Annotated in this window: 21 protein-coding genes and 2 pseudogenes; 8 read left to right on the forward strand and 15 right to left on the reverse strand. The window is 66.5% G+C overall.

From position 1 onward, the window contains the following. Nucleotides 1-198, reverse strand: a complete 198-nt coding sequence (locus tag OH799_RS25030; protein WP_406268668.1) for a cation-transporting ATPase — start codon at nt 196-198, stop codon at nt 1-3. 203 nt (nt 199-401) lie between these two features. On the opposite strand from OH799_RS25030, the gene OH799_RS25035 reads away from it, so the two are divergent. Continuing rightward, nucleotides 402-611 (forward strand): hypothetical protein, encoded by a 210-nt coding sequence (locus OH799_RS25035; protein WP_406268671.1) that lies wholly within the window; start codon nt 402-404, stop codon nt 609-611. Between the two features lie 140 nt (nt 612-751). On the opposite strand, the gene OH799_RS25040 is transcribed toward OH799_RS25035, so the two are convergent. Together OH799_RS25040 and OH799_RS25045 are read right to left on the reverse strand one after the other, a co-directional pair. Further along, nucleotides 752-1468, reverse strand: a complete 717-nt coding sequence (locus OH799_RS25040; RefSeq protein ID WP_406268674.1) for a sterol desaturase family protein — start codon at nt 1466-1468, stop codon at nt 752-754. 22 nt (nt 1469-1490) lie between these two features. Further along, entirely contained in the window at nt 1491-2213 is a 723-nt protein-coding gene (locus tag OH799_RS25045; protein WP_406268677.1) for a FadR/GntR family transcriptional regulator, read from the reverse strand. A 159-nt stretch (nt 2214-2372) separates the two neighbouring features. Between OH799_RS25045 and OH799_RS25050 the strand changes: the two genes are divergently transcribed. Further along, nucleotides 2373-3044 carry a class I SAM-dependent methyltransferase gene (locus tag OH799_RS25050; protein ID WP_406268680.1) on the forward strand — a complete coding sequence of 224 codons (672 nt, stop codon included), beginning with the start codon at nt 2373-2375 and terminating at the stop codon, nt 3042-3044. Nucleotides 3045-3066: 22 nt separating this feature from the next. Here OH799_RS25050 and OH799_RS25055 read toward each other — a convergent pair. From OH799_RS25055 to OH799_RS25095, 9 genes and pseudogenes are all read right to left on the reverse strand, one after another. Further along, nucleotides 3067-3677 (reverse strand): annotated as a pseudogene (locus OH799_RS25055) (hypothetical protein). An 86-nt stretch (nt 3678-3763) separates the two neighbouring features. Next, nucleotides 3764-4105, reverse strand: a pseudogene (locus OH799_RS25060) (transposase); the annotation flags it as partial. Nucleotides 4106-4270: 165 nt separating this feature from the next. Next, nucleotides 4271-4933: a hypothetical protein gene (locus tag OH799_RS25065; RefSeq protein ID WP_406268683.1), complete on the reverse strand. Its 663-nt coding sequence runs from the start codon at nt 4931-4933 to the stop codon at nt 4271-4273. Beyond that, nucleotides 4930-6603, reverse strand: a complete 1674-nt coding sequence (locus OH799_RS25070) for an ABC transporter family substrate-binding protein (RefSeq protein WP_406268685.1) — start codon at nt 6601-6603, stop codon at nt 4930-4932. Before OH799_RS25070 ends, OH799_RS25065 begins: the two co-directional genes overlap by 4 nt. Further along, nucleotides 6600-8279 (reverse strand): ABC transporter family substrate-binding protein, encoded by a 1680-nt coding sequence (locus tag OH799_RS25075; protein WP_406268688.1) that lies wholly within the window; start codon nt 8277-8279, stop codon nt 6600-6602. Before OH799_RS25075 ends, OH799_RS25070 begins: the two co-directional genes overlap by 4 nt. A 32-nt stretch (nt 8280-8311) precedes the next feature. After that, the gene (locus OH799_RS25080) at nt 8312-10012 is read right to left on the reverse strand and encodes an ABC transporter family substrate-binding protein (protein ID WP_406268691.1); all 1701 of its coding nucleotides are present in this window, start codon (nt 10010-10012) and stop codon (nt 8312-8314) included. 13 nt (nt 10013-10025) lie between these two features. Continuing rightward, entirely contained in the window at nt 10026-11906 is a 1881-nt protein-coding gene (locus OH799_RS25085; protein ID WP_406268693.1) for an ABC transporter ATP-binding protein, read from the reverse strand. A 22-nt stretch (nt 11907-11928) separates the two neighbouring features. Continuing rightward, nucleotides 11929-12849 carry an ABC transporter permease gene (locus OH799_RS25090; protein ID WP_406268696.1) on the reverse strand — a complete coding sequence of 307 codons (921 nt, stop codon included), beginning with the start codon at nt 12847-12849 and terminating at the stop codon, nt 11929-11931. A 218-nt stretch (nt 12850-13067) separates the two neighbouring features. Beyond that, a complete protein-coding gene (locus OH799_RS25095) occupies nt 13068-14045 on the reverse strand; it encodes an ABC transporter permease (protein ID WP_406268699.1) in 978 nt (325 codons plus the stop codon). A gap of 185 nt (nt 14046-14230) precedes the next feature. Here OH799_RS25095 and OH799_RS25100 point away from each other — a divergent pair, with 185 nt between their 5' ends. Further along, nucleotides 14231-15031 (forward strand): HAD family hydrolase, encoded by an 801-nt coding sequence (locus OH799_RS25100; RefSeq protein WP_406282511.1) that lies wholly within the window; start codon nt 14231-14233, stop codon nt 15029-15031. Nucleotides 15032-15170: 139 nt separating this feature from the next. Here the strand turns inward: OH799_RS25100 and OH799_RS25105 are convergent, their stop codons facing one another. Continuing rightward, nucleotides 15171-17582 (reverse strand): N-acetylmuramoyl-L-alanine amidase, encoded by a 2412-nt coding sequence (locus OH799_RS25105; protein WP_406268702.1) that lies wholly within the window; start codon nt 17580-17582, stop codon nt 15171-15173. A 211-nt stretch (nt 17583-17793) separates the two neighbouring features. Between OH799_RS25105 and OH799_RS25110 the strand changes: the two genes are divergently transcribed. Further along, nucleotides 17794-19362 (forward strand): SpoIID/LytB domain-containing protein, encoded by a 1569-nt coding sequence (locus OH799_RS25110; protein WP_406268705.1) that lies wholly within the window; start codon nt 17794-17796, stop codon nt 19360-19362. A 77-nt stretch (nt 19363-19439) separates the two neighbouring features. Here the strand turns inward: OH799_RS25110 and OH799_RS25115 are convergent, their stop codons facing one another. Both OH799_RS25115 and OH799_RS25120 read right to left on the reverse strand, forming a co-directional pair. After that, nucleotides 19440-19712, reverse strand: a complete 273-nt coding sequence (locus OH799_RS25115; RefSeq protein ID WP_406268708.1) for a hypothetical protein — start codon at nt 19710-19712, stop codon at nt 19440-19442. A 142-nt stretch (nt 19713-19854) separates the two neighbouring features. Further along, a complete protein-coding gene (locus OH799_RS25120) occupies nt 19855-20499 on the reverse strand; it encodes a TetR/AcrR family transcriptional regulator (RefSeq protein WP_406268711.1) in 645 nt (214 codons plus the stop codon). Between the two features lie 108 nt (nt 20500-20607). Between OH799_RS25120 and OH799_RS25125 the strand changes: the two genes are divergently transcribed. From OH799_RS25125 to OH799_RS25140, 4 genes are all read left to right on the forward strand, one after another. Further along, nucleotides 20608-21330, forward strand: a complete 723-nt coding sequence (locus OH799_RS25125) for an SDR family NAD(P)-dependent oxidoreductase (RefSeq protein WP_406268714.1) — start codon at nt 20608-20610, stop codon at nt 21328-21330. A gap of 418 nt (nt 21331-21748) precedes the next feature. Next, a complete protein-coding gene (gene glf, locus OH799_RS25130) occupies nt 21749-22981 on the forward strand; it encodes a UDP-galactopyranose mutase (protein ID WP_406268717.1) in 1233 nt (410 codons plus the stop codon). An 85-nt stretch (nt 22982-23066) separates the two neighbouring features. Further along, nucleotides 23067-25007, forward strand: coding sequence for a glycosyltransferase (locus OH799_RS25135; RefSeq protein WP_406268720.1), 1941 nt, complete (start codon nt 23067-23069; stop codon nt 25005-25007). A gap of 74 nt (nt 25008-25081) precedes the next feature. Further along, nucleotides 25082-25642, forward strand: coding sequence for a phosphatase PAP2 family protein (locus OH799_RS25140; protein WP_406282514.1), 561 nt, complete (start codon nt 25082-25084; stop codon nt 25640-25642). Nucleotide 25643: the final 1 nt, after the last annotated feature.

Here is a 25643-nt window from a genome sequence, read left to right on the forward strand (position 1 = left end):
TCAATCGGCGACCGGGTGGCCGGCCTGGGCGACGGCGGCGGTGAGGTCGCCGCGCTCGACCGGACTGGTGCCCTCGACGGCCACCAGGCCGTCGGCGAGATCCACGGCGACGGCGGGGATACGGCCGATCTCGTCACGGACGGAGGTGGCGCGGCGGCCACGCGTCATCCCGGTGACGGTCGGGGTGGTTGTGCTCACGGTGGTTCTCCTCGTCGTTGCCGCTACCTCGTTATCTCTAACGGTACCCCCCTAGGGTATATGGCTGTCAAGGGGAGATGTCCAAACGAAAAGTTCGGTCCGCGACGAGGGGGTTCGTGCGGACCAGGCTCGGTCAGCAGTAGGTCACCGCGGCAACCGAAGAGTGCCGAGACGACCTGCGGGGCCGACTCCGATAGCTCGACGTGGAGGAAGCCGCCCTCGATCGCGATCTGGCCATAGTCGACGGTTCGCTTCCGACGGTGGTATCGGTGCGGCCGATCTTGTTCAGCGCCTGTCGCAATGGCATCGCTGACGCGTTGCGGGCTGAAGTTCCGATGCCGGCTGGCGGCGTTCCCGGCCGGACGCTGCCCTGGGGCGTGGTCGGTGATGTCGGCTGGGGTGTGCCCAGGTAGGTGACGAGCGCGTCTTGTCGGCCCGCGACGTGGCCGCTGATCAGGATGTCCGACCCGATGATCAGCCGGACCTGCTCGGCGCGGTGCCCTGCCGATCCGTGGCCGACCGCAGTCCGGGGAAGTGCGGACATCGGCCGGGGTCAGGCAGAGTGCAAACGTCGGGCGGTGGGGGAGGTTTCGGTGGTGGATGGATCGGGGTGGGTGCCGAACAACCGGTCGGCGGTGCCAGAGGTGGTGACCGTGAACCAGTAGTGCTCGTTCTTGTAGTGGTGGTGGCGGTGGTTGCGCCATACCGCCCGGTACAGAGAGCCTTTCGGCTTGTAGTCGGTGTGGATGAGGTAGTGCGTCCACTCGTAACCGAGGCCGAGCAGTGTGATGGCGATCAGGAAGGTGAGGCCCAGGCCCAGACGTGGGAAGGCGAACGCGGCCACGGAGATCAGCATGATGACCAGTACCGACAGTGTCTTCGTCGGAATGAATATCAGCGGGATATTACGCGGATCCACATGGTGCTCGCGGTGTTTGCGGGCGAGCTCGCTATCGATCGGGATCGGGCCGATCTGTCTCGGTCGCCAATGCAAGACGGTGACATGCACGATCCACTCGAAGACCGGGAAGACCGCCAGCATCACGGCGGGCACGAGCAGGTCGGTCGACTGCCGGTCGCCGACGACGATCCGGCCGATCACGGCGCCGACCAGTACTGTCCCGATCATCCACGGTGAGGGATGGCGGAGAAATTCGCGGAAGGCTTCGCGGAGGGAAAGTCCGCGGCGCAGTGCCCGCTCGTCCCGGCGCGCCTGCGCCCGCGCGTCTTCGTTCACCGAATCCGATTCGGATGCTTTGGGTTTCGTCATGGTTCTTCCTAGGTGGGCGTGATCAGGGTCCGCCGAGGACTTCGATCAGGGCGGTGGTCGTTGGCTCGAGCAGGGCACGAGCAGTGGTGGCGGCCTTCTGCGGCCGTCCCGCCACGATGGCGACGGCCAGTTCACGGTATGCCCCGACGTTGCCCACCTCGGCGGACATGATCGGAGCCAGCGCCGCGAGCGCCGGTTCATAGGCGGCGCGCAACATGTTGAACATCAGCCGGAACACGATCGAATCGGCCGCGTCCACGACGTGATCCCAGAACTCCATCGCATACCGCTGCTGGGCGATTGGATCTTCTTCGGCGGCAAGCGCTTCGACGGAAGCGTTCAGGAGCGCCCCGACCTCGTCGGCCCCGGTCGCGGCGGCCCGCCGCGCGGCCAACTCCGCCACCTTCGGTCCGTTGTGTAGCCGAGCCTCCAGAATGCTGCGCGCCACGGAGGGGTCGAGTTCGCCGGCCTGCACGAGCAGTCGGGGCAGGACCTCTAGCCCCGCCCCGCGTCGATAATCCAGCACGGTCGTCGCGTCTCCTTGCCGCACGGCCACCAGACCGGCCGCCGCCAGCCGTTGCAGCGCCTCCCGCACGGCGGGCCGCGACACCCCCAGCGACTCCGCCAACTGCCGCTCGCTGGGCAGCGTCGTACCTGGCGTCAACTCCCCACCGAGCACATCGGCCGCGATCTGCTCGAATACATCCGCCGACACCGACCGCTTGACCACAGGTTGCAACGCCATGCGTCTACTGTGCGCCATTATTGGTCAGGAGGTCAAGTGGTCAGACCAATTTTGGGCGGTGATCGGGCGTCGTTGGCAAGGCGTGCTGTCCTGTTCGGACCTATCTTGCGGTGTTCGGGGATAGTTTGCGGTAGTGCGTGACATCGGAAGAATGAGCTGGTGCAGCTGCTTTCTCGACTCAATCGGTTCAATCAACGACATCCGTGGAGCCACAACGACCACTACGGCTCGTGGGTCGTCGGCCAGGTCGCGGCATCGGGCGCCCGTCAGGTCCTTGATGTCGGATGCGGTACAGGCAATCTCGTCGCCCGGCTCCGCTGCCGCGCCACTACCGTCATCGCACTCGAACCCGATTCCGCGACCGCCCAGATTGCGGCGCAGCGCTTCGCGGACGACCATACGGTCACCATCGTCGAAGCCGACTTCGCCGGACGTGATCCCCACCGCCGCTGGGACGCCATCACTCTCGTCGCTGTCCTGCATCACATGCCTTTGGTTCCAACCTTGCGCGAGTTGCGCCACTGCCTCGCCCCGGGCGGCCGACTCGTAATCGTCGGCTGCTACCGGGGTGGGGGGCCCGTAGATCTGCTCACCGACTTTCCCGCCATGGTCGCCAACCCTGTCATAGGACTGGTCAAGCACCCGGCCCGCGCTAACAGGCCGCCCCAGCACATGACGGCACCTACCGCCGATCCGGAGGAGACCCTGGCCGAGATCCGAGCTGCTGCCGCGCAGGAACTGCCCGGCGCCCGAATCCGGCGTCGCTTGTTCTGGCGATACACCTTGGTTTACGACGCACCCACCAGAGGGGGCACCGATTCCGCAAACTAGAACCGAACAACCCGAACACTCTTCACGCGCATGTACCTTGCGGACCACAGGTCAGCAGATTCCGTCTGCGCAAGTGCGCGCGGAACAGACACGTGCGGGTGGGTTTCCGCCGCGTCGGGTTCTCAGGAGCTGGCGATGTCTCTATCAGGCTCGCGAAGCTGTCTCTGCCGTGGCCGGCTTTGATGCCTCTGTGCGTGAGGGATCTGATGAGTCGGGGCAGTTCAGTGTTGATGCCGCGCTCATGGGCGCCTTGGAGGAGGTGGTCCATGAGGGGTGCGTCGAGTTCGAGCCATTCCTCGTCGCCGGGGTACGGCCGTTGTCTATCTGTTGGGCGTAGTCGGCAATGACCGACGCGATCGTGGTCGACATCCAGTGATTCAGTAGTGGGGTCGTCGTTGTTGCGCGGACCTCGGCCGTGCGCAGCAATGCTGCGCTGTACAGGTATCCGATCAGGGTGGCCCACGCGAAGTTCAGCACCGCGACGTCGTAGAGTGCCGCCGTGCCGGGGTCCGGTCCCAGATAGGTCGCACTACCCAGCTGCCCGAGCAGTCGTTCGTGATGCGCGAACAGTTCTTCGGAACCGCTGTACACCAGCACTGTCTCGGGCTTGCCGACATGTTCGGGATGCGCCATCAGTGCACCGTCGAGGTACCGGCCGCCACGTCCTCCCACCCAGGCGGCCAGTTGCCGGGGCCTGCACACCGGTGCACGAGGTCACTTCACCAAGTCGCGGGATGTGATGTCTGCTCGGCTCGTCCGAGGATCCGAGCAGCAGCGTCGTAGTTACAGACACACACGACGACCAGGGACGCGCCGTCAAGAGGGTCGTAACGGATGTTGAGGCGGTGGCAGCCGGTCAACCAGGAGATCGTGCGCTCGATCACCCACCGGTGGCGGCCGAGACGCTGCGAGGATTCGATGCCTTTGCGGGCGATGCGGGCGCCGATGCCGCGGTCTCGCACCCATTGCCGCAGTTCGGCGGAGTCGTATGCCTTGTCGGCGTGCAGCTTGCCGGGTTTGCGCCGGCGCGGACCGCGCCGCGACCGGATGGCTGGGACGGCTTTGACCGGCGCGCTGCCATCGACGAGCTCAACGGCGCACAGGACGCCCTGGACACCATCATCGCCGCCACCAATCGATGAATCGCCGCTGCCGCTGCGCTTCGTCGGTCGGTCGGCCGCCCGCTGGCCTTGCTGACGGACGAACGCCGCGCGGTGGTACCGCTCTCACGTGGGGTCGGAGCCGCGGATAGCCGACAGCCACATGGTGGTGGCGGCTGCTATCGAGGTGGCGCCCAGGAACGCGGGAAAGCCGCCATTGTCGAGGTAGACCCACAGGAGTGCGGCGAACGGGGCAGCGACGGTGGATTGCGCGTCGAGCAAGAGGCGACGGCGCAGCCGGGTGGCGGCCGAGGCCAGTGCAGGTGCCTCGGGGTCGGGACGGCTGGGATTGTCGATCAGGCGGCCGGGTGGTTCCACATCACGGATGCGCCCGGAGGGATAGAGGCGGTGCTCGGCGACGTGAATCGTGCGGTCGGTGAGTTCGGCCTGGGTTTCGGTGAGGGTGATCAGCGCCGGGTCGAAGTAGACCGGGAGCCAGCGTGGCCGACCAGTGCCCCCGACCTGCAACCACGACCGGCTGAGCAAGCGGTGCTGCTGGCGGATGCGGGTAACCCGCACAGTTCGTGCGGTTCCCGAAGGCCAGAACGGAACTAGGCCCCGAGCGACGCCGATCCGGTACCCCGTGTATCCGATAACGCCGAGAACCAGGGAAGAGATCGCCGCCACTTGGTCCAGAGTGGCGAACGGCGCCCAGGCGGCACAGACCACCAGAGCGCCGATCGTCACCGAGATCGGATAGGCCAACGGGTGGCCGGATCCGAAACTCACTTCACGAAACCGATTTTCGTGTAGTCCGCGGAGGCGAGGCCGAACGCGCCGTAGTTGGCGAGACCGGTCCGCACTGCCTCGGTGCCCGCGGATTGCACGATGGGCAGCGAGAACCCCTCCTGGAAGATCATCCGGTCCGCCTTGTTCGCCAGATCGATGGCCTTCGCCGGATCGAGCTCGGAGATGATCTCCTCGATCAGCGCGTTCAGTTCGGGCGTGCCGATCCGGCCCTTGTTGCTCAGCGGGTTCGCCGGATCGTAGGCATAGATCTGTGGCAGCGCACCGAGCGGGAAGATGCTCTTGGACCAGGTGAACTGGGCGATATCGAAATTGCCCGGATCAATGACATCGGTGAACAGCCCGTTGCCCGGGTAGGTCTGCACGACCAGCTCGACACCGACCTGTGCCAGGTTCTGCTGGGCGATCTGGGCCATCTGCACCCAACTGTCCTGCTGGTACATAGCGTCGCGGATCTGCAGCTTGCGGCCGTCCTTCTCCCGGACGTCGCCGTTGAGCTTCCAGCCGAGTTCGTCCAGCATGCGCGCGGCCTCGTCCGGGTCGTAGGCCACCGATTCGGCGTTGTCCTGGTAGCCCTTCTGGCCTTCCAGGTAGATGTGGTTGTTCAGCGGCTTCGGATTCTGCACGATCCCGTTCTGAGTTGCGGTAGCGATGCCCTGCCGGTCGATGGCCTTGGAGATCGCGATGCGGAGCTTGGGGTCGGCCAGGATCGATCCCGGTGCGCCGTTGAACGTGAAATGCGAGAACCTGGGGGCCGACGAGCGCCGCACCGTGATTCCCGGCGAGTTGGTCGCGGTCTTCACCTCGTCGATGCCCGACACCGACACGGCGTCCAACTCGTTGTTCTGCAAGGCGTTCAAGCGCGCCGAGTAGTCGAGCACGCTGTAGGTGACAGTATCCAGCTTGGGTGGGTCACCCCACCACTTCGGATTGCGGCTCAGCACGATTCGCTGCTGCGCACGGTCGATCGACGTGATCACGAACGGACCCGACGACACCGGAAGCCCGGCGCGGTCGACAGTGTCGAAGGCGCTGGGCGACTGCGTCGACGCCTTCGGATACAGCGGATTGAACAGACCCTGCCATTCCGCATAGTGCTTGCCGAACGTGACAACCGCCTGTCGGTCGTCGCCGCCGCGCTCGACTTTGTCGACGCGGCTGTAGCCCTGGGTCGCGGCAACCTGGAAGTCGTTGTCGCGACCGCTCAGCGCTTCCGCTTGGGAGCGCAGGTCTTCCCAGGTGATCGGGCTCCCGTCGGACCAGACCGCCTTCGGGTTGATGGTGTAGGTGACCTGCTGCGGACTGGTGTTGGTGAGTTGGACATCGGTGAAGTAGTTGTGATCAACCGTGAGCTCGCCCGCGGCGTCGGCCGTGATCGTTCCCGGCATAGTCCAGCCGACGACCTCCGACACGTCGCCATCCGCGTCGACGTGCAGGGCGTTGAACGTGGCCGGAAAGGCGGTCAGTGCGAGGCGGAGATTTCCGCCGTCACGAATCTCGTCCCGGTCCTTCGGGTTGATGTCGTTGGTCGCACCGATCGCGCTCGAAGCTTGTTGCACGCCACGGTCGTCGGAGCAGCCCGACAGGAGCAATCCGACCGCCATGCATGAGATAGCGAAGCGTGTACCGAAAGCTTTGGTTCGAGGAATCATTCGAGGAACCCGATTTTCGTGTAGTCGTAGGACGCCAGGCCAGGCGCACCGTAGTTCGCCAAGTCGGCGCGCACCCCGATGTTGCCCGCCGACTGCATCAGCGGCAGGGAGTGGCCCTCCTCGAACACTCGGCGATCGAGCTGGTTCGCCAGCTCGATCGCTTTCTTCGGGTCGAGCTCCGACATTGTCTGCTCGATCAGCGCGTTCAGTTCCGGCGATCCGATCCGGCCGTAGTTGCCCTGCAAATCGTTCGGGTTGTATCCGTAGATCTGGTTGAGGCTTCCGAGCGGGAACGGGTCACCCACCCAGGTCCACTGCGCGACGTCGAAATTGCCGGGCTGGATCACATCGGTGAAGTAACCCTTGCTCGGCTTGGTTTCGATGTTCAGCTTGGCGCCGATCGCGGCGAGGTTCTGCTGGATGATCTGCGCGACCTGCACCCAGGTCTCGTCCTGGTACATGACGTCGCGAATCTCCAGCTTGCGGCCGTCCTTCTCCCGGACGTCGCCATTGAGCTTCCAGCCCAATTCGTCGAGTTCCTTGGCGGCCGCGGCCGGGTCGTACCCGAGGCTGTTGTCCTGATATCCGACCTGCCCCTGGAGGTAGATATGGTTGTTCAGCGGTTTCGGGTTCTCGACCAGGCCGTTCTGGATGGCGGTGACGATGCCTTGCCGGTCGATCGCCTTCGAAATGGCCACGCGAAGTTTCTGATCGGCCAGGATCGATCCCGGTGCGCCGTTGAAGGTGAAGTGGTTCCAGGCGTTGCCCGGCGCCCGCCGGATCGCGACGCCGGGCGTGTTCTTCGCGGTCTTCAGGTCGTCGCGGGTACCGAGGCCGACCGCGTCGATCTCGTTGTTCTGCAGTGCTGGGAGCTGAGCGGAGGAATCGAGCACGCTGAAGGTGATCGTGTCGAGCTTAGGGGTCGCGCCCCACCACTTGGGATTGCGGCCCAGCACGATTCGTCCCTGTGCCCGGTCCGTGGACCGGACGAGGAACGGTCCCGCGGTCAGCGTGATGCCGTCGACGAGGCTCTTGTTGAACGCTTCGGGCGTAGCCGTGACGGACTTGGGGAAAAGGAAAGTATTGCCCGCGAATTGCCCGCGCCATTCGGCGAAGTGCTGCTTGAACGTGATGATCGCCTGCCGGTCGTCGACGCCGCGCTCCACCTTTTCGACCCGGTCGAAGCCGGCGTTGTTGGCGATCAGGAACGCCTTGTCGACGCCGCTGAGTGCGTTGGCCTGGGACTGGATGTCTTCCCAGGTGATCGGGGTGCCGTCGGACCACACGGCCTTCGGGTTGATGGTGTAGGTGACCTGTTGGGGATTCGTGTTGGTCAGCTGGATGTCGGTGAAGTAGTCGGTGTTGACCGAGAGCTCACCCGCCGCATCAGTGGTGAACGAGCGCGGCATCATCGGCCGCTCCAGTCCGCCGATCTCGGCGTTGTTCCCGTCGTTGGACAAGGTGTTCCAGTTTCCGGGAAACGAGGTGATGGCCAGTCGCAGATTGCCGCCGTCGCGCAGCTCGCCCACATCTCGTGGGTTGATGTCGTTCGTGGTGCCGAGCGAGGCGGAGGAGCCCGCGGGTGCGTCCTCGTCATCTGAGCCACACCCGGCAGCCACCAGTCCGACCGCGACGACGGCAACCGCCAGTCGTGTCGTCAGTGAACGAATCCGCATGGTTCGCTCCTTCCCGCAGCGGGGCTGCGTTTCTACTTCAGGAAACCGATCTTGGTGTAGTCGTAGGACGCGAGCCCCGGGGACCCGTAGTTGGCGATGTCGGCGCGGACGCCGAAGTTTCCTTCGGACTGGGTCAGCGGTAGCGAGTGACCTTCCTCGAAGACCGCCCGATCTACCTGGTTGGCCAGGTAGATGGCCTGCGCCTGGTCCAGCTCCGAGAGGGTGCGGTCGATCAAATCGTTCAGTTCGGGCGAGCCGATGCGACCGTAATTGCCCTGTAGGTCGTCGGGGTGATAGCCGTAGATCTGTGGGATGCTGCTCAGTGGGAATGCGTCGCCTATGAAGACGAACTGGGCGGCGTCGAAGTCGCCGGGCTGGATGACATCGGTGAAATAGCTGGCGCCGGGCTTGGTGTCGATCACCAGCCCGACCCCGATCCCGGCCAGGTTCTGCTGGATGATCTGCGCGATCTGCACCCAGGTCGGGTCGTTGTACATGACGTCACGGACGACCAGCTTGCGGCCGTCCTTCTCCCGGACGTCCCCGTCGAGTTTCCAGCCGAGGGCGTCGAGTTCGCGCGCCGCCGCGGCCGGATCGTAGCCGAGGCTGTTGTCTCGGTAACCCTCCTGTCCCTGCAGGAAGATGTGGTTGTTCAGCGGCTTGGGGTTCTCCACCAGCCCGTTCTGGGTGGCGATTGCGATGCCTTGGCGGTCGATGGCCTTCGAGATCGCCACGCGCAGTTTCGGATCGGCGAGGATGGAGCCGGGGGCGCCGTTGAATGTGATGTGCCGCCAACGATTACCCGGCGCCCGGCGGATGGTCAGTCCCGAGGTGTTGCGGACGGTTTTCACGTCATCGATCGTGGCCAGACGCACCGCGTCGAGTTCGTTGTTCTGCAGCGCGCCCACCCACGCCGCGTGGTCGAGCACGCTGTAGGTGATGGTGTCGAGCTTCGGCTTGTCGCCCCACCACTTCGGGTTGCGGCCCAGCACGATTCGGCCCTGTGCCCGATCGGTGGACTGGATCACGAACGGGCCTGCGGTCGGCCCCATACTGTCGACCAGGCTATGGTTGAACGCCTCGGGGTCAGCGGTCACCGACTTGGGGAACAGCGACATGTTTCCGGCGAATTGCCCGCGCCACTCCGCGTAGTGCTGCTTGAAGGTGATGATCGCCTGCCGGTCGTCGATGCCGCGCTCCACTTTTTCGACCCGGTCGAAGCCGCTGGTGATGGCGATCAGAAAGCGCTTGTCGGCGCCGCTGAGCGCGCTGGCCTGGGAGCGGATGTCCTCCCAGGTGATCGGGGTCCCGTCGGACCACACGGCCTTCGGGTTGATGGTGTAGGTGACCTGCTGGGGGTCGGTGCTGGTCAGCTGGACGTCGGTGAAGTAGTCGGTGTTGACGGCCAGCTGCCCTGCGGCATCGGTGCTGAACGCGCGGGGAACCAAAGGCCGCTCGATATCGGCGATCTCGCCGTCGTTCCCGTCGTTGGACAGCGTGTTCCAGTTCGCCGGGAACGTGGTGGTGGTAAGCCGTAGGTTGCCGCCCTCGCGCACCTCGTCCGGGTTCCGGGGATTGATGTCACTGGTGGCGCCGAGCGTGTCGGAAAGGCCCTCGGACGAATCGCCGCTGTCGGAGCCACAGCCCGCGACCACGAGCCCGAACGCGACGACGGGAACCGCCCAGCGCACTGCGCGTGATCGGGTGCGGCCTCGGCTCGTTCGGATCCGCATCGCGCTCTCCTCCCTAACGGCTGACGGCCGGAACCGGCACGGCGTCGATCAGCGCCCGCGTGTACTCGTGCTTCGGCTTCGCGAAGATCTGCTCCGCGGCGCCGTATTCGACGATCTGGCCGCGATACATGACGGCGATCTCGTGCGCGAGGTTGCGCACCACGGACAGGTCGTGGGAGACGAACAGGTACGACAACGCGCGCTCGGCTTGCAAGTCGCGCAACAGGTTCAACACACCGGCCTGGATCGACACGTCCAGCGAGGACACCGGCTCGTCCAGCACGAGCAGCTCCGGGTCCAACGCGAGGGCGCGGGCGATGCTGATGCGCTGCTTCTGCCCACCGGAGAAGTCGGCGGGGTAGCGGTCGGCATGTTCGGAACGCAGGCCGACCTGTTCCAGCAATTGCGGTACCCGGCGGGCGATCTCGGTGCGCGAACGGCCGTCGATGCGCAACGGTTCGGCGACGGCGTCGAAGATCGGCAGGCGCGGGTCCAGCGAGGCGGTGGGGTCCTGGAAGACGATCTGCATCTTCCTCCGGATCTCGCGCCTGCGCGCCTTGCTCAGCGTCGCGACGTCGCTGCCCATGATCTCGATGGCCCCGGACTGCGGGCGGATCAGATCGAGAATCTGGGTGAGTGTGGTGGATTTGCCGGAGCCGGACTCACCCACCAGCGCAAGGGTGCGACCGGCCCGCACTTCGAAGCTGATCCCATCGACCGCCCTGATCTCGCCCTTGCGGCGGCGCAGCACCACGCCCGAGGTGATCGGGAAGGTCTTCACCAGGTTGGAAACCCGTAGCACCACCTCCGATTCCGCCTCCGGCTCGGCCTCCGGTTCGGTAATCTCGCTGCGGTAGGCCTCGAACAACGCGTCCGTGCCGACCTCGGCGGTGCGGATGCAGGCGGCCGCATGCCCAGGGTCGGTCTTCTCCAGCGGCGGTTCGGCGGCCAGGCAGTCGTCGATCGCGATCGGGCAGCGCGGTGCGAACGAGCAGCCCGGCGGCAGCGCGTGCATAGCGGGCGGTGCGCCGACGATCGGAATCAGCGGTCGGCGCGGGGGACCGTCCATGCGTGGGATCGAGCCGAGCAGCCCCACGGTGTACGGCATCCGTGGTGCGCTGAACAGCTCTGTGGTGGCGGCTGTTTCGACGATCTTGCCCGCGTACATCACCGCGACGCGGTCAGCGAGGGTGGCGGCGATACCCATGTCATGGGTGATCATGATGACGCCCGCTCCGGTGATGTCGCGCGCCTTGCGCAGCAGGTTCAGGATCTGCTTCTGCACCGTCACGTCGAGCGCTGTGGTCGGCTCGTCGCAGATGATCAGCGCCGGATCATTGGCGATCGCCATGGCGATGACCACGCGCTGGCGCTGGCCGCCGGAGAACTCGTGCGGGAATGCCTTTGCCCGCATCTCCGGGTCGGGGATGCCGACCAGGTCGAGCAGCTCCACCGCCCGCTTTGCGGCCTCGGCCTTGCCCATCGCGCCGTGCGCCAGCAGAGCTTCCGCGATCTGATCTCCCACCCGGTAGACCGGCGTGAGCGCGGACAGCGGGTCCTGGAAAACCATGCTGATGGCACTGCCACGCAGCTTGGACAATGGGCGGTCGCCGAGCCCGAGCAGCTCGCGACCCTGGAACCGGATAGAGCCGTTGACGCGAGCCTGCTCAGGTAGCAGGCCCATCACCGCCAGCGAGGACACCGACTTACCTGAACCGGATTCACCGACGACGGCCAGCACCTCGCCGTCGGACACGTTGTAGGTGACGCCGCGGACCGCGTCGATCCGGCCCTCCTCGCTGGGAAAGGAGACGCGCAGATCCGTGATCTCCAGCAGCGGTGTCGTCGAGTTCTTCTCGACCATGACTTTCTCGGTCGCGCCTGCGCCCGTCATGCGGTGTCCTTTCTCGCATGGGTCATGCGTGCGCCTTCTTCTTCGACCGAGCCCGCTTGGCTCCGGGATCGAACGCGTCGCGCAGACCGTCGCCGACCAGGTTCGCGCACAGCACCGTGACGATCAGCAGGCCACCCGCGAACAGGAACAGCCACGGATAGGTCAGCGCCGACTTGGTTCCCGCCGCGATCAGCGAGCCGAGCGACACATCCGGCGGCTGCACACCGAAACCGAGGAAGCTCAGCCCGGTTTCGGCCATGATCGCCGAGCCGACGGTGAGCGTGGTGTCGATGATCAGGATCGAGGCGATGTTCGGGATAATGTGGCTCAGGATCACCGTGCGGGTCGGTGCGCCCATATACCGTGCGGCCCTGACGAATTCGCGGTCACGCAAGCTGAGCGTCAGCCCGCGCACAATGCGCGCGGAAATCATCCAGCCGAAGCAGGCCAACAGGACGATCAGCAGCAGAATGGATCCGCTGCCCTTGGTGCGCGGCGCGAACAGCGCGATGATGATGAAGCTCGGCACCACGAGCAGCAGGTCGACCAGCCACATGATGGCGCGGTCGGTCCAGCCGCCGAGCAGCCCGGCCACCGAGCCGGCGGTGGCCGCGATGGCGGTGGAGAACAGGGCGACGCAGATACCGATGACCAGCGACTTCTGCAGGCCACGCAAGGTCTGCGCGAGCACGTCCTGGCCGATCTGGGTGGTGCCGAAGGGGTGCTCGAGGCTCGGCGGTTTGAGCAGCGCTGTGTAGTCCAACTGTTGGTAGTCGTAGGTCAGGAACGGCGGGAGTGCGAAGCTCGCGACGAACAGCGCGATCAGTATCAACGCGCCGGCAATGGCGGACTTGTTGCGCAGGAAACGTCGCCAGACCAGCTTGCGCCGCCCGGTGCCGGTGACCTCGGGCGCACCTTGGACGATGATTTCGGCTTCGGTCACGACTCCGCCTCGCTAGCGCTCGGCTCCACCGTGACCGGCGGTGCTGTGTTGATGGTTCGCTCGCTGCGCTCCCTCACGACTCCGCCTCGCTAGCGCTCGGCTCCACCGTGACCGGTGGTGCTGTGTTGATGGTTCGCTCGCTGCGCTCCCTCACGACTCCGCCTCGCTAGCGCTCGGCTCCACCGTGACCGGTGGTGCTGTGTTGATGGTTCGCTCGCTCACGACACACGCACCCTGGGGTCGAGAATCGCGTACACGATGTCGGAGAGCAGGCCCGACACCAGCACAACCAGGCCGGCGAACGCGGTCACCGTCACCACCACGTACAGGTCCTGGGCATTGATCGAGTCGACCAGCCATTCGCCGACGCCGTGCCAGCCGAAGATCTTCTCGGTGAACGTGGCGCCGGTGATCAAGCCGCCGAGGCTGTAGGCGAACAGCGTCGCCATCGGGATCAGGGCGGTGCGCAGGCCGTGCTTGTACAACGCCTTGCTGCGGGTCAGGCCCTTTGCGCGGGCGGTGCGGATGAAATCGCTCTGCAGTACGTCGAGCATGGCGTTGCGCTGGTAGCGGCTGTAGCCGGCCATGCCGCCGAGGGCGAGGCCCGCCGTGGGCAGGATCAGGTGCTGGACGCGGTCGAGCAGCTGCGGCCAGAAACCGTCGATCCTGCTCGCCGATGTCTCGCCGGTATAGAGGAAGATCTGCGAGCCGGTGAGCGAATTGATCTCCAGCGCACCGTATTTCAGCAGCGTAGCGAGCAAGAACACCGGCGTGCTCAGCACGAGCAGCGACACCACCGTCGTGAAGTAGTCGCTGAACTTGTATTGCCGGATCGCCCCCGCCGCGCCGATCAGGACGCCGAGCACTGTGCCGACCAGCGAACCGACGATCAGCAGTCGCAGACTCACCGCGACCCGCCGCGGCAGCTCCTCGCTCACCGGTTGGCCCGCCAGCGTGGTGCCGAAATCGCCGTGTGGGATGCCTTTGATCCAGGTGAGGTAGCGCTGCGGGATCGGATCGTCGAGGTGCAACTCCTCGGCCTTGGCGTCGATCACTGCCTGTGGCGGTCGCGGGTTGCGTTGTTCGAGACTGTCCAGGGGCCGGAACGTCAGTGACGCCAGGCTGAACGTCAGGAACGAAGCCAGCAGCAACAGCACGACATAGTTGAGCGCGCGTCGTAGCAGGAAGCCGGTCATCAGTCCTCTGGTCTTTCGGCTGGCGGGCCAGCGTCGGTATTGCCCCCCGATCATAAGGATGTGGGTGCGTACGCGTGTGGCACGCGGTGTTCGGGCATGTCCGCATCGGTCCGGCGGTGAGCCGGGCGGCCGGGCCGTCCGGCAGGATGGAATAGGTGACGCTCCTGCACCTGCCCAAGCCGAATATGGTGGCCACCGATGTGGACGGGACGCTCATCGATCACGATGAGCGGGTCACCGCGCGGACCAGGGCGGCCGTGGACGCGCTGATCACCGACGGGGTGCCTTTCGTGCTCGCCACCGGGCGCCCGCCGCGCTGGATCGACCCGGTGGTCGACGGGCTGGGATACGCGCCGCTGTGCGTGTGCGGCAACGGCGCGGTGATCTACGACAGCGCCGCCGATCGGGTGCTGGCCAGCATGACACTGGACGTGGCGACGCTCGGCTGGCTGGCGGACCTGGCCGAACGGGCGTTGCCCGGCTGTGGTCTCGCGGCCGAACGGGTCGGCGCGAGCGCGCACGACGCGGTGACGCCGCAGTTCGTCAGCTCGCCGCAATACGAGCACGCCTGGCTCAATCCCGACGACACATCTGTCGCCCGCGAGGAAGTCATCGACGCTCCCGCCATCAAGATGCTGGTCCGCCTACCGGGTGCGCGTAGCTCCGACATGCGCACCGTGCTCGCGCCGCTGATCGGGGAGCGCGCCGACATCACTTACTCGACCGAGCACGGGCTCATCGAACTATCCGCACCAGGCATCAGCAAGGCTTCGGGTCTCGCGGTGGTCGCGCAGCGCCTCGGCGTGGCGGCGGACACCATCATCGCGTTCGGCGATATGCCCAACGACGTCCCCATGCTCACCATGGCGGGTCACGGCGTCGCGATGCGTAACGCCCACCCCGAAGCTCTCGCCGCCGCCGACGAGGTCGCCGAATCCAACTCCGACGACGGTGTGGCCCGGGTGCTCGAACGCTGGTGGGTCTGAATATTCCGATGGTCGGCGTGCGGGACGGAACCTGGACGGTCTTCTCGAGGTCGGTCGGTGTTGTGCCAGAAGTGTTCGGAGCCCGCGCGCTTGGTTGGCGGCGGGCTCCGAAGAGGGTGGCGCTGTGCGGGTTCGGTATTCAGCCCTCCGGGGATGGGGACGGGGCGTGCTCACCAGCGGGTGCCGGGGTACCCGCCGGGGCGACAGCAGCGGGCGCAGGGCCTGCGGGTGTCTGGACATCCTGGACTGAGCCGACGGGTGCTTCGGCACGGTCCTGCGCGGGGGTGCCCGCGTGCGCCGGCGGGGGGCCTGCGGGCGACTGGGCGCTGCCGGGAGCATGGTTGTCCGGGGCTGAGCCGGCAGGTGCTTCGGCACGGTTGGGGGCGGGTGTGCCTGCGTGCGCCGACGCGGGGCCGGCGAATGACTGGCCACCGTCCGTAGTCGGGTTGCCATCCGGAGCTGCGTCGACTGTGGGGGCAGGGTCGCCGGCGGTGGCAGTGCGGGCTCTGGTCCCGTCCGCGGCCGGAATGCCTGCGGGAGCGGGACCTGCCACCGCACCGTTCCGGCTGCGGTTCATCTCCTGCTGGTAGGTGTCGTTGTAGGTCTTCCAGACCGTGGTGACGATGCCGGTGGGCTGGTTGAGAATCAGTGAGCCGTACTGGAAGTCGGCGCGCTGACCGTCCGGGACCGGGTAGGCGTTCGTCGTCGGGAGACCGAGGATGCCCGCGTCGGCGCCGAGCTGGAGAAAACGGTCCAGGATGGTGCCGAGCACCTCGACGACCCGCCCGTTCGGTGCGGTGTAGACATAGCCGTTGGTGAATTTGGCGTATTGCTGGCCCTGCGCCGCGGGGAGCACGTCCGACTGCGCGACGCCGAGCGGACCGTCCGGGCCACCGGTCGCCGACCAGTGCCTGGCGATGATGTTCTCATGCACCATGTTCAGCAACTTGGTGGTCAGCGCGGTCAGGGCCGCCAGATCGGTTTGGCTGTGCGGCGGGATCTGGTTGTTCGGCCCGGACGTACCCGGGGCGCCGGCCGCGAGGTCGCGGATCCGGTCCATCAGTGCGTAGGCGGCGTCGCCGGGGCAGCTGGTGTTGCCGACGTCGCGGTGCGCGAAGACGACCGGCAGCCGCACGGCCTCGCCCTGCGCGTAGGGGGTGAACTGGGTGCCCTCCGAGTACATCGTGGTGTAGCCCTTGGGATCCAGCCCCGCGACTTTGGTGCGCCAGCCGATGAACTGGCCGATCGCAGTGAGCGATTCGTTCGTGGGCTGCTCGGATTCGTAGTTGCCCATCAGCGCGACACCGGAGGTGTTCTCGTTGAACCCGCCGGCGTGTGCGCCTTGCACTGGGCGGTCCAGCCCGCCGAAGCGGCCCTCGAAGATCTGGCCGTACCTGTCGATGAGCGCGTTGTAGCCGATGTCGCACCAGCCGAGCGTTTTCGCGTGGTAGGTGTAGATCGCCCGGACGATGCCCGCGGACTCGGATTTGCTGTAGTCGTTGCGGCCGGCGGTGTGATGGACGGTGACGCCGCCGAGATCGTCGTCGTAGGTCGGCTCGTCGCAGCGGATCGATTCGTCGGCGCCCCATTGGGCACGGGTGATCACGTTCGGCCCGCTGCCGGGCAGCGCCGCGGACATGTTGTCGAGCGAGCCGTCGATGGCGCCACGCCCCGGATCTATGAGCACGGCGGTCAGCGCGTCGGCGGAATGCTGCGCCGAGTCGTGCGAACGCAGGGCCGGCTGCGTGAGGGGTGTCGAGGTCTGCCGCTCGGTCGGCTTGCGGGTCACCAGAACCTGCACAGCGTTCGTATTGCCCACGTAGATCGGCTCGGTGCCGCCGACTTCGCCCTTACCGGAGCGGTCGGTGCGGTGGGTGTCGACCGGTTCGGTGTCGTACCAGGGGCCCCAGGTGCCGTCGGGTTGCCGAGCGCGGATCGTCGCCTTGGTGTTGCCCAACTCTTTGGCGGTGAGCGCGACCATGCTGAACGGGATGTCTCTGGAAAGTTCTTTCACCTGAGCGCCGAGCTGAGTCATCAGCTCGGGTGGCACGGCGCCGGGTGACAGCGCGGGGGTGTCAGGGGTGGTGCCTGGCTCCAGCTGGCTGGGATCGGCGATGAAACGCACGCCTCCCCGGGCCTGTTCGGGAATCGAATTCTGACTGTTGGGCATCGGATCTGAAGGAATGTTCCGGCCGGAGGCTTGGCCGGAATTCAGATGGGGTAGCGGAATTTCTTCGGGTAACTGCACGCCGGGCGGTAGCGGGAGTCCTTGCGGAACCGGGATGGACGACGGAATCGGCAGCATGCGCAGATCGGAAAGATGTAGATCAGGCAGGTCGAGTCCGGTCAGTTCGCGCAGCGGCAGCACGATGTCGGGCGTGTTGTTGAGCACGACCTCGGCGAGTTGGGCGGGCACGGCGGCCAGGTTCTCGTCGGTGGCGGTGCGGTACTCGGTCGAATCACCGAGCGTGAGCGCGCCGAGCGGCGCTGCTACCGCGAGGGTGGTGACAACCGGGAGCACGTAGGAGCGTTTCGGTTTGCGGTACCGCACGAGCGTCTCCAATCAGGTCGAACCAATGATCATGAGCAGAATCAGAGTTGCTTCCTGACGTATCAACAATCACAATAGCCACAATTGTCACACGCCTAAACCTCTGGTTGAGGATTATGATTGCTCGAATGTAGCTTTCGTGTTGCGACCGGCTAGTTCGACATGCCGACACGTGCTGAATCGACCGGTCCCGGAAAGTGGGAGTGCACCGATGCGACGAACGCGGAACCGGAATGAGCAAGCCGAACGCCCGCCATCGAGGCAATGGCGGCGGGCCCGTCCCCAACAGACTTCCTCGCTGCGCCCTGTGCTGGTCGCCAGTGCGACCGTGCTGTTGGGCATCGCGTCCGTCCTGTGGGGCGGGTGGGGCGACGAGCCCTACCGCACCGTGGCCGGACCGGGCCACGGACGCGGTATGAGCCAGGTCGGCGCCTTCGAGAGCGCACGCGACGGTTGGGGCGCGGAAAGAATCCTCGCGCACTACTACCCTGGCGCGGCTCTGGGCGCCATACCGCCCAACGCCGTCCGGGTCCGTCTAGTGGAGCAGGACGACTCCTCGCTGGATGTCTATGCCGACGCCGGTCTCCGGGTGGCGGGCCGCGAACTCGCGCCAGATCAGGCCGCGCATCTGACCCCGCTGCCCGACGGCCGCGCGAACGTGGTCGTGACGATGGGCTGCGACGGCGACGTGCTGTGGCAGACCGCGACCGCCGACCCGTGGGCATATCCGGTCGATGCCGGTCCGAATCGCCCGGCCGCGGAACATCTCACGCTGTGTGGCGGGCCGGCCTATCGGGGCGCGCTCGGCGTGGCCACCGAGGACGGTGAAGCCCGCACGATCAATCAGGTGGATGTCGAGGACTATGTGCTCGGCGTTGTCCCGGCCGAGGTGCAGGCCGATTGGGCGGACGAGGGCGCGGCCGAGGCGCTGCGGGCGCAGGCGATCGCGGCGCGCTCGTACACCCTTGCCGAGCAGCGGTATCCGTACGCGCAGACCTGCGACACCACCGACTGTCAGGTCTATCCCGGCACCGCGAAGGAGGATCCGCGGGCGACAGCGGCAGTTGCCGCCACCACGGGCACGGTGTTGCTGCGCGACGGCCGGATCCTCCGATCGGAGTACTCCGCCGCACCCGACGGCGGGGAGCCCGCGGACATCTACACCTTCGATGTCGGCCCAGCGCCCAGTGACCTGTCAGCCACCGCCGCGCCCCAGGACCCGCGCACGCAGGCGCCGATCACCGAGTCGATGATCGAAGCCGAGTACCGGCGGATCGGTGGTGCGAACAGTGCGGTCGGGCAACCGATCGGGCCGGAGATGATCCTGCCGCAGCAGGCGGGAACCTACCGGCACTACACCAACGGCGTCATCATCGCGACGCCGACGCTCGGCGCGCGGGTCGTCGACTTCACGACGTTGCTGCAGATGGTGCCGGACCCGAAGGGCCCCCAGGTTCCGCCCGGCTCCGCTCCGCCCCCTGCTGGTTCGGTTCCACCGCCTGATGTGGTGCCGTCGGTGGGCGCAGTGCCGTCGCCCGGTGTGGGTCCGCCGGTTGGTTCGGTCCCGCCTGCCGGTGTGGCCCCTGCCGGTTCGGTGCCGCCTGCTGGTGTGGGCCCTACTGGTTCGGTGCCGCCGGTTGGTTCGGTGCCACCTACCGGTGCGGCTCCGCCTAGCGGTTCGGTTACGCAAGGCGGTGCGATTCCGCCCGACGGCGTGATGTCGCCCAGCGCCGCGCGGCCGACCCCCTCCAGTTCCATCGGACCCGACCACCACCTCTGACACCTGGCGGACGAGCGGCACACCACGGAGACGTCTCTCGACGTTTGCCGCAGCCATGTGCCACTCATCGCAGGAAGTCAGTCCGGCGGCGTGTCGCCCACCGCTACTACGGCCAGGGCTCCCTCGTGCGGTGGCAACGCATCCTGCTGCTGCGCGAACTCGGCCTTCCGGTCATCGCTGAAGTCCTTGCCGGAGAACAGGACACCGTTGTCGCGCTGCGCACACACCTGGAACTGCCTCGGCAGGAACAGGATCGGATCCGGCGCCGGATCGAGTCGGCCCACAGCACGCTGCAGAAACGGAAAGAGGTGAACAACTCGTGGCAGCAGAAGTTTTCGACGGCTTGTCACGACGAACTCCGCTGCCCCGCAAGCGCTCGCCATCCCGCCGCCGTACAGCCGCCAGTCGCCGTCGCCACGGCCTCGACCGCCATCGGTGACATCTCGCGGGCAGACTCATCCGCTTCGACCGGTGCCCGACTGTTGTTGCCGTTTACGATCGGTCGTCGCCGGTGGGGTCGTGTCCGAGCGCGCGCATCAGCTGGTCTTCCGGGATGGGGGGGACCGGCAGCGGGTGGGCGGCTTCCGCGCGCAGTCCGTCCAGGATCAGGGCGAGGTTGCGGCGCCAGGCCCCGGGAGCGATATGGGTGGTGGCCTCGACGATTCGGGTGTGCGACCAGGTGATGAAGGCGATGTCCTCGAGCACCCAGTCGGCGCGTAGTGCGCCGGCCTCCTGTGCGCGGGTGATGATCCGGCGCATCAGGTTGTGGCCGTGTTCCTGCGCCTTCGCGATGGCGCGGCTGGGGGCAGCGCGAACGGCGAGCTCGCCGAGCAGGCGGTCGTCAGCCTGCAGCGCGCAGACCTGCTCGACGAGGTAGGCGAACGAATCCCACGGGTCGTTGATGGCCAACGCTGCCTCGGCGATGCGGCTTCCGGCTTCGATCCGGTCCTCCACCGCGGCCGCGATGAGGTCGTCGCGGGTGGGAAAACGGTTGTAGAGCGTGCCGATGGCGACGCCCGCGCGGGCGGCGATCTCCTTCAGGGGCGCATCCAGGCCGCGTTCCTCGAAGACGGCGCGGGCGGCGGTCACGAGCGCGTCCCGGTTGCGCTGGGCGTCGCTGCGTAACGGCTTGTCCACGGGCCGATCCTACAAATCGGCTTCTCGAAATATGTTGAGCATAGGTTCAAGTTAATGCTACCGTAGCTCGGGAACTTGAACTATGTCTCAACTTAATCGGGAGTGAAAATGTCCAAAACCATTGCGATCTTCGGATTCGGTCCCGGTCTCGGCGTCGGTACGGGGCGGAGATTCGGGCGCGAAGGGTTCCGGGTGGCCGTCATCGGGCGTGACCCCGACCGGGCGCGGCGGCATGCGGACGGGCTGACAGCCGAGGGTATCGAGGCCGCCGCCTTTCCCGCCGACGTCACCGACGCGGCACAGATCGCATGCGCGATCGAGAAGATCGAGGCGAGCTTCGGCCCGATCGAGGTCGCGATGCACGGCGCGGCGGGCGAGATGACCGACCGCATCCCGTCCACGCTGGACGTGGACGTTCCCGATCTCGCCGTTCCCATCGCGCTGAAGCTGCACTCGCCGATCCTCATGACCAGGGCGCTCGCCCCGAGCATGATCGAAAGGGGCGAGGGTTCACTCCTGTTCTCCTCAGGTGTGTCCGATCGCCACCCGCTGCCCTACCTGTCCAACTTCGGCATCGCCCTCGCCGCGCAGCGCGGCTACATTCGCCAGCTCGAGGTCGAACTACGCGGCACCGGCGTCTATGTCGGGCTGCTCAATATCGGCGTGCTGATCGGCGGCAGCAAGGCGGAGCGGATCGTCGACGAGCATCCGGAACTGATTCCCGAAGAAGTCGAGATCGCCAGGATGGGCCATGACGAGCTGGGCGACTACTACTGGCGGATGTACACCGAGCGGGACCACGTCGAGCTCGACGTCGGCTTCCCGGACTGAACCCGTCCGCTGAACCGCAGCCCGCGGGATACCGACGGACGGTTGGGTCGGTCGTCGGTGCCATGGTCAGCGCGATTCCCTGGGTCTTCGGGCGCCGCTGCCCACACCGGCCTACGGTCCGGTGGCGGCGTGCGAGCCGAATTTCGCGATCCGCGCCCGTAACCGACCATAGCGATCCGGTCGGCGTGGGCGGCATGATCGCCCTCCTGCTCGAATCCGGGACCGGCAGCGAACTCGACGTGCGATCAGTTGGGGCGAGTAGTAAACCGCCGCTCACTGGCGGGTCGGTACCGTTTCGGCAAACATTCGGCGAAGTTCGGATGTCCCCGGCGCGAAACCGTCCGCCGGAGCAGCGCAGCCCAGTGCCGCATCCGACTCCACCCGGACGCGGCGGAGACTTCCGATACTCTGGGCTCCCGTGACCGTCGCATCGTCCCCGGGTAACTCCGTCAATTCCGCCTCACAGTTCGATCTGATCGTCGTCGGCTCCGGATTCTTCGGGCTGACCGTTGCCGAACGCGCCGCCACGGTGCTGGGTAAACGGGTGTTAGTGATCGATCGTCGCCATCACATCGGCGGTAACGCGTATTCCGAGCCGGATCCGGAAACCGGGATCGAGATCCACAAGTACGGCGCACACCTGTTCCACACCTCCAACAAGCGCGTGTGGGATTACGTCACCCAGTTCACCGAGTTCACCGGGTACCAGCATCGCGTCTTCGCGATGCACAAGGGGCAGGCCTACCAGTTCCCGATGGGGCTCGGTCTGGTCTCCCAGTTCTTCGGCCGCTACTTCTCACCGGAGGAGGCGCGCGAGCTGATCGCCGAGCAGGCCTCGGAGATCGAGACCAAGGACGCGCAGAACCTCGAGGAGAAGGCCATCTCGCTCATCGGCCGCCCGCTGTACGAGGCGTTCGTGCGCGACTACACCGCCAAGCAGTGGCAGACCGATCCGAAGGAACTGCCCGCGGGCAACATCACCCGCCTCCCGGTGCGCTACACCTTCGACAACCGCTACTTCAACGACAGCTACGAGGGTCTGCCCCGCGAGGGTTACACGAAGTGGCTGGAGAACATGGCCGCCTCCGAGCTGATCGAGGTGCGGCTGAACATCGACTGGTTCGAGGTGCGTGACCAGTTGCGCGCCGAGAGCCCGGAGGCACCGGTCGTCTACACCGGCCCGCTGGATCGCTACTTCGACTACAGCGAGGGCGAGCTGGGCTGGCGCACCATCGATTTCGAGACCGAGGTGCTGCCGACCGGCGACTTCCAGGGCACCTCGGTGATGAACTACAACGACGCGGACGTGCCCTATACCCGCGTCATCGAACCGCGCCACTTCCACCCCGAACGCGACTACCCGACCGACAAGACAGTGATCATGCGGGAGTATTCGCGGTTCGCGCAGACCGGTGACGAACCGTACTACCCGATCAACACCCCTGAGGACCGGGCCAAGCTGCTGGCTTACCGCGACCTGGCCAAGAACGAGACCGCGACGGCGAAGGTCGTTTTCGGCGGTCGCCTCGGCACGTACCAGTACCTGGACATGCACATGGCGATCGGCAGCGCGCTGAGCACGTTCGACAATGTGCTGCGACCGCACCTGGAAGATGGAGCGCCGCTCGTGGACGACCAGGAGGCCAGATGAGTCACCGGACGATGAGCCACACGCACCGATCCCTGCGCACCGAAGCCGTCCGGGTGCGGGCATCCCGCAACAACGCAGGAGCAGAATGACCTCCCAATCCATCTTGGAAGACATGACCATCGAAACCCGCGCGGCCTCGCTGCTGCAGCGCATCATCCTGCCCCGGCCGGGTGAGCCGCTGGACGTGCGAACCCTCTACGTCGAGGAGTCGGCGACCAACGCCCGTCGCGCGCATGCCACCACCCGCACATCGCTGTCGATCGGTGCGGAATCCGAGGTCTCGTTCTGCACCTACTTCAACGCGCTGCCCGCGAGCTATTGGCGCCGCTGGAGCATCCTCGATTCGGTCGTGCTCCGGCTGGAACTGGCCGGACACGGACGCGTGGACGTGTACCGGTCCAAGGCCGACGGCTCGCGAATCCACGTGCAAGGCAAGGAGTTCGCGGTCGCCGCGGGCACCGACTCGGTTGTCGTCGAGTTCGAGGCCGACCTCGGCCCATTCGAGGACGGCGGCTGGATCTGGTTCGACATCACCACCGACACGGCGGTCACGCTGCTGTCCGGCGGCTGGTACGCGCCGGTCGAGGCGCCCGGCGAAGGCAGCATCGCGGTCGGCATGCCCACCTTCAACCGGCCCACCGACGCGGTGAAAACCCTTGCTGCCCTTGGCTCGGACCAGCTGGTGCTGGAGAAGATCAAGGCCGTGATCATTCCGGACCAGGGCACCAAAAAGGTGGTCGACGAGCCCGGCTTCGCGGAATCGTCCGCGGCGCTCGGCGATCGGCTGGCGATCTACGACCAGCCCAACCTCGGCGGTTCCGGGGGCTACAGCAGGGTCATGTACGAGGCACTGAAGACCACCGACGCCGAGTACATCGTCTACATGGACGACGACATCGAGATCGAGCCGGACTCGATCCTGCGCGCACTGGCCTTCGCCCGGTTCGCGAAGTCGCCGGCGCTGGTCGGCGGACAGATGCTCAACCTGCAGGAGCGTTCGCACCTGCACGTCATGGGCGAGGTCGTCGACCGCGGCATCTTCATGTGGACCGCCGCGCCGAATGTCGAGTACGACCACGACTTCTCGAAGTACCCGCTCAAGGACCGGGACAACTCCAAGCTGCTGCACCGGCGCATCGACGTCGACTTCAACGGCTGGTGGACCTGCGTCATCCCACGCCGGGTCGCGGAGGAACTCGGCCAGCCCCTTCCGCTGTTCCTGAAATGGGACGACGCCGAGTACGGCCTGCGCGCCCGCGCCGCCGGGTACCCGACCGTCACCCTGCCCGGCGCCGCCGTCTGGCACATGGCCTGGAGCGACAAGGATGACGCCATCGACTGGCAGGCGTACTTCCACCTGCGTAACCGGTTGGTGGTCGCCTCGTTGCACCTGCCTGGCAACGGGCGCGGGATGGTCGTCAACACGATCAAGGCGACCTTGAAACACTTACTGTGCCTGGAGTATTCGACGGTTGCGATCCAGAACCTGGCCATCCGCGACTTCCTCGCGGGTCCCGAACGGCTGTTCCAGCTGCTGCCGAGCGCGCTCGGCGCGGTGCACGAACTACGCAAGCAGTACCCAGATGCGGTGATCCTGCCTTCATCCACCGAACTGCCACTGGCCAGCCACATCGGCGTCGGCGCGGTCGGCGAGCCGGCCAACCCGATCGCCAAGGTGGTCCGGCTTGCCAAAGGCGTGGTGCACAACTTCCGCTCGGCGCACACCGAACACCATGAGACCCCGCAGCTGAACGTGCCGACCCTGGACGCGCGCTGGTTCCTGCTCTCGCAGGTCGACGGCGTCACTGTCACCACGGCGGACGGCCGGGGCGTGGTCTACCGCAAGCGCGATCCGCGCCAAGCGCTCGGTCTGTTCAAGGAGGCAATGCGCCTGCGCAAAGAGCTGGCCGCTCGCTTCCCGGAGATGCAGCAGCGCTACCGTGCTGCACACCCGCAGCTGACCAGCACGGCGGCCTGGGAGAAGGTCTTCGGCATCGGCGACGACACGAAGGGTGGACAGCGGTGAGCTTCGGAGCGAACGCGGCCGACGACGCGGCGGTGGTCCGGCCGCAGCAGAGTGCGAACGGCCACGGCGGCCCGATCTCCGCGGAACCGGCGGCGGACAAGCCGGCGCCGCCGGAGGTCGCGGTCATCAACGCCGTGCAGGCCACCCTCGGCGGCAAGCCCGCGGTGGTGGCCGCGGCGCGCGGCATGTCGCACTTCGGTGAGCACGCGCTCGGCTGGGTCGGCATCGCCGCCGCGGGCTGGCTGGTGGACAAGCCGCGGCGTAGGCAGTGGGCAGGGGTCGCGGTCGGTGCGGTCGGTGCGCACGCGGCCTCGATCGTCATCAAGCGCATCGTCCGGCGGCCTCGCCCGAACGATCCGTCGGTGCAGGTCAACGTGGGTACCCCGAGCAAACTGAGCTTCCCGTCCTCGCACGCGACCTCGACCACGGCGGCGGCCGTGTTGCTCGGCCGATTGACCGGGCTACCCTTGCCTGCGGTGCTCGTCCCCCCGATGCTGCTGTCCCGGGTGGTTCTCGGGGTGCACTATCCCTCCGACGTGCTCGCCGGTTCCGCGCTTGGTGCCGCGTCTGCCGCTGCCCTGCTTGCCGCCGAAAAGAGACTTGATAGTGACCGCACAAGAAAGAGCTTTGGTTGAC

The organism is Nocardia sp. NBC_00881 (assembly GCF_045207455.1).
In the GTDB taxonomy this organism is placed as follows: Bacteria; Actinomycetota; Actinomycetes; order Mycobacteriales; family Mycobacteriaceae; genus Nocardia.